The following is a 4,651-nucleotide window of genomic DNA, read 5'->3' on the forward strand; positions in this document are numbered from 1 at the left end:
GCCATGATAGCCCTCGCGGAAGGCGAGGATCTTCGAGCGCTGCGTGATGGCGCGAGCCGCCGAAATCGCCATGATGTTCGCCTCGGTGCCCGAGTTGCAGAAGCGCACGCGCTCGATGGCCGGAAAACGGTCGACCACCGCGGCAGCCAGGCGCGCCTCATAGCGGTTGGGTGCGCCCAACATGATGCCACCCTGTATGACGTCCACAAGGGCCGCCGAAATCGCCTTGTCGGAGTGGCCGTAAAAACCGGCACTGTATTCCGAGACCAGGTCGACATAGGTATGGCCGTCCAGATCGGTCACCCTGCAGCCTTCACCGGAAACAAACGATACGGGGAATGGCCGATACCATAGAACAGCCCTCGTATTGCCGCCCGGCAACGATGCCGCGGCCTCGTTCTGACGCGCCCGGCTGTTCGGGTTTGCGTCAGCGAAACGCTGTCGCGCCTCGTCCAGAACAGCAGCGAGACTGACATTGGCGCGCACGTCTCTAGTGCCTTGCAGCATTCGATCAAATCCCTTTGGCTTTTTCACTTTTTTACACCGTACCGTAAATTCCTGTTGCTAATCAATCAATTTTGCGTTTGAAATTTGATCAAATCTACAACGATAAGAAAGGGGAACTGCAATGAGGACTTATCTGCAAGCCGTATCTGCCGCCGCGATCTGCCTCGCGACCTCGGCTTTGGTCGCGTCCGCGGCCGACCCCGTCACGGTAGTCGGCTGGGGTGGTACATGGGACAAGGCCTACAAGGATGGGGTCTGGGACAAGTACACCGAAAAGACGGGCGTCCCGATCGTCATGGAAGAGTGGGGCGGCGAGGTCGCCAAGGTGCGTGCCCAGGTGCAGGCGGGCAACATCACCTATGACGTCGTCTCGGTCGAAGCGCCCGCCATGGAAGTCGGCTGCGCCGAAGGCCTGTTCATTCCGCTGACGCCAGAAATCACAGGCGACGCGGCCAATTATTTGCCGGGCACCCTGCACGAATGCGGCGTCGCGTCCGATACCTGGGCCACGGTCCTCGCCTACAACACAAATGTCTACAAGGGCGACGCCGCGCCGAAGAGCTGGGCGGATTTCTGGAACGTCGAGAAATTTCCGGGAAAGCGTGGCCTCTACCAGCAGGCGCAGTTCACGCTGGAAAACGCGCTGATGGCCGACGGCGTTAAGCGCGAGGACATGTACAAGGTGCTGGCCACGCCGGAAGGTATCGACCGGGCTTTCGCCATGCTCGACAAGATCAAGCCGAACGTCGTCTGGTGGTCCACCACGACGCAGGGCATCCAGAACCTCGACAGCGGGGAAGTGACGCTCAGCGACGCGTTCAATGCACGCATCACCAACGAAGCCATTAACGAGAAAAAGCCCTACGCCATCGCATGGGACGCAGGCTTCTTCTACGGCACCGACTACTGGGCCGTGGTGAAGGGCGCACCGCACCAGCAGGGCGGGCTGGATCTCCTCAAGTGGTTCTCCATCCCTGAAAATCAGGCCGGCTTCTCGAAACTCTATGCCTATGGCACCGGCCGCAAGGAAGCCGCCGACCTCATTCCCGCGGATTGGAAGGCCAACCTGCCGACGTCGCCGGAGCACCTCCAGTACGGCGCCGCCTATAACAACGACTTCTGGACCGAGCACAAGGAAGCGCTGGAAGAACGCTTCAAGGCTTGGCTCGCGAAGTAACCCAGGCATGTTGGTCGGGACAAAGCCGGCTATAAAGCGGCGCCAACGGGGCGGCATGCTCGCCCTGTTGACGGCCCCGCTTATCCTGTTCGTCGTCATTCTGTTTCTGTGGCCGGTGGCGCGCTTCCTCGCTCTGGCCGTCGACAACTCGGATTTTTCGAACAACCTGCCGCACACAATTGCCGCTCTGGCAGGCTGGAAAGCAGATAGCGGCCTGCCTGGCGAACCCGTCTTTGCAGCACTCGTCGAGGACCTGGCCGACGCGCGGCGCGCCGGAAAGGAAGGCGTACTGGCGCAACTCGTGAACCAGCGCGTCGTCGGCAGCCGTTTCCTCGTCATCAAGACGGCAAAGGATGCGGCCGACGGCAAGCTGACTATGCGTCCCGTGCGCGACGAGGTGCTCTCCAAACAGGCCGGCTGGAAAAATATCGATCTCTGGCAGGTCATCGCGCGTCAGCAAAGCGCGCGAACGGACTATTATCTGCTTGCGAGCCTTGACCTGAAGCGAGGCGCGGACAATTCGATCGAAGCCATTTCAGCCGATCGCGCCATCTTCGTCGACGCGCTGCTGCGTACGATCTGGATCAGCATCGTGGTGACCGTGATCTGCGCGGTGCTCGCCGTGCCGCTGGCGCAGGCAATTGTCAGCGCGCCGCCGGCCTGGTCGAAGCTCATGTTCGCGCTGATCCTGTTTCCGCTCTGGACATCGCTGCTGGTGCGCACCGTCATCTGGATCATCGTGCTGCAGAAGAACGGACCCGTGAATTCCACGCTGCTTGGCCTCGGCATCGTCAGCGAGCCGCTCAATCTCATTTACACACGCTTTTCACTCTACGTGGCAATGGTTCAGGTTCTGCTGCCCATGATGGTGCTCTGCGTCGTCGCCGTCATGCGGCGGGTTCCGACCACCTATATGCGCGCGGCACTGTCACTGGGCGCGCCGTGGCTCACAGCGTGGCGCCGCGTGCAGTTGCCGTTGATCCTGCCAGGAATCCTGTCCGGCGGGGCGATCGTTTTTGTCTTCGCACTCGGCTACTACATCACCCCGACGCTTGTCGGCGGGCCGACCGACCAGATGATCTCCAGCTACATAGCGTTCTACACGAACAGCACACTGAACTGGGGCATGGGTGCAGCGCTTTCGTTGCAACTGCTGATGATCCTCGTCCTGTTTGCATTCCTGTTCTGGACGGCGTCCGTCCTCTTCCGCCGCAAGGCGCATGTCGCATGAGCGCCGACCGCTTTCGGAAATGGCTGATGTATGCCTATGCGGCGACATTGCTGGCGTTCATCATCCTGCCCCTGCTGATCGTGATCCCCATGTCGCTGACCTCGAGCAACTCGCTGGCGTTTCCGACGCCGGGCTGGTCGCTGCGCTGGTATGCCGAACTGTGGGTCGACCAGCGCTGGCCGACCGCGCTGTGGAACTCGGTCGTCATCGCGCTGTCCACCACGGTTCTGGCGCTGCTGCTCGGCATACCGGCGGCGATCGGGCTCGCCTGGGGCGATTTTGCCGGCAAACGGATCCTCTATGCGATCATCGCCGCGCCCTTGGTGACGCCAGTCGTCATTGTCGGCGTCGCGGCCTTTTCATTCTTCGCCACACTGGGACTCGTTGGCAACAAGCTATCGATCATTCTGGTGCATACGGCCATGGCCGTGCCTGTGATGCTGACGACTGTCGTCGCCAGCCTTTCGACCTTCGACCGGACGTTGGTTCGCGCGGCGGCATCGCTCGGCGCCGGCACCATGCGCACATTCTTCAAGGTAGTGCTGCCGCTGATAGCGCCGGGCGTCATTACAGGGGCCATCATCGCCTTCATCATCTCTTTCGACGAAGTCGTCGTCGCAAGTTTCCTCTCGACGGGCGCAGAGCGAACCTTGCCTCGCATGATATTCTCCGGGGTGCGCGAGTCCATCAGTCCCGCCATCGCGGCCGTCGCCGTGCTGCTGATCGCTTTCTCGGCAATCCTGCTTGTGGTCATCGCCATCCTGCAGAGCCGCTCACAAACTCTTCGCGCAAAGGCATCGGCATGAGACTGGTACCCTCGGTGCAGCAACTAGAGACAGAGATGACGGCCTGGCGGCGGCATCTGCATGCCAATCCAGAACTCGGCTTCGAAGAGTTCGAGACGGCACGTTTCGTGGCGGACAAACTGCGCTCGTGGGGCATCGAGACGACCGAAGGTGTCGGCCGCACAGGCGTCGTCGGCACGCTCAGGGGCAGGCTCGGCGCTGGTCGCAGCCTGAGCATTCGCGCCGATATGGACGCCCTGCCGATGACCGAGGCGCGGCCGCTGCCGCATGCGTCCCGCGTCCCCGGGAGGATGCATGGCTGCGGCCATGACGGCCACACGACAATGCTGCTCGGCGCAGCGTCAGCACTTGTTCGCTCGCCCGACTTCGCCGGCACGGTGCATTTCATCTTCCAGCCGGCCGAGGAGGGTCGAGGTGGGGCGCTTGCCATGCTGGATGAGGGCCTTTTCCAGCGTTTCCCCTGCGATGAAGTTTACGCGCTGCACAATTGCGAACGGCCGCTCGGCGAGATCGCCGTCCACCGCGGAACGGTGGCCGCGGCGGCCGATCGCTTCGAGATCGTCGTCCACGGCAGGGGCGGCCATGCGGCGACACCGCATCTGGCGATCAATCCACTCCCCATCGCCGCGCGCATCCTGCTCGCAATCGAAGCCCTGCCCGGCCGCCTGACCGATGTGCACGCTCCGGCAATCGTCACCGTTGGCAGCCTGCGCGCAGGCGAAGCCTTCAACACCATCCCCGATACGGCGTTTCTGACCGGCACCGTGCGCACCTTCGACCATCAGGTTCAAAAGACGCTGGAGACGGCAATCCGCCGCATCGCGAAAAACGAGGCTGAAGCTTTTGGCGCCAGCGTCGACATTCTCTATGAAACGCCCTTCGCGCCGACGATCAACACCCCGGCGCAAGCCGATGCGATGATCGCGATTG

The 4,651-nt window shown here is 62.1% G+C and carries 5 protein-coding genes; 4 read left to right on the plus strand and 1 reads right to left on the minus strand.

What is annotated here, in order from left to right; genetic code table 11:
* Nucleotides 1-507 (minus strand): aminotransferase class III-fold pyridoxal phosphate-dependent enzyme (locus ENZ75_RS35630; protein WP_128278302.1); only part of this gene is annotated, 507 nt, incomplete at its 3' end.
* A gap of 121 nt (nucleotides 508-628) precedes the next feature.
* On the opposite strand from ENZ75_RS35630, the gene ENZ75_RS21625 reads away from it, so the two are divergent.
* The 4 genes from ENZ75_RS21625 to ENZ75_RS21640 all read left to right on the plus strand — a co-directional run.
* Nucleotides 629-1,684 carry an ABC transporter substrate-binding protein gene (locus tag ENZ75_RS21625; RefSeq protein ID WP_063168759.1) on the plus strand — a complete coding sequence of 352 codons (1,056 nt, stop codon included), beginning with the start codon at nucleotides 629-631 and terminating at the stop codon, nucleotides 1,682-1,684.
* 67 nt (nucleotides 1,685-1,751) lie between these two features.
* The gene (locus tag ENZ75_RS21630) at nucleotides 1,752-2,915 is read left to right on the plus strand and encodes an ABC transporter permease (RefSeq protein ID WP_164760936.1); all 1,164 of its coding nucleotides are present in this window, start codon (nucleotides 1,752-1,754) and stop codon (nucleotides 2,913-2,915) included.
* Nucleotides 2,912-3,721 (plus strand): ABC transporter permease, encoded by an 810-nt coding sequence (locus ENZ75_RS21635; protein WP_082826529.1) that lies wholly within the window; start codon nucleotides 2,912-2,914, stop codon nucleotides 3,719-3,721. Before ENZ75_RS21630 ends, ENZ75_RS21635 begins: the two co-directional genes overlap by 4 nt.
* Nucleotides 3,718-4,651, plus strand: a 934-nt coding sequence (locus tag ENZ75_RS21640; protein ID WP_128278303.1) for an amidohydrolase, incomplete at its 3' end; no start/stop codon positions are given. The genes ENZ75_RS21635 and ENZ75_RS21640, both read left to right, overlap by 4 nt.

Origin of the sequence: Mesorhizobium sp. M7A.F.Ca.CA.002.04.1.1 (assembly GCF_004022805.1) — a bacterium.
Classification (GTDB): Bacteria; Pseudomonadota; Alphaproteobacteria; order Rhizobiales; family Rhizobiaceae; genus Mesorhizobium; species Mesorhizobium ciceri.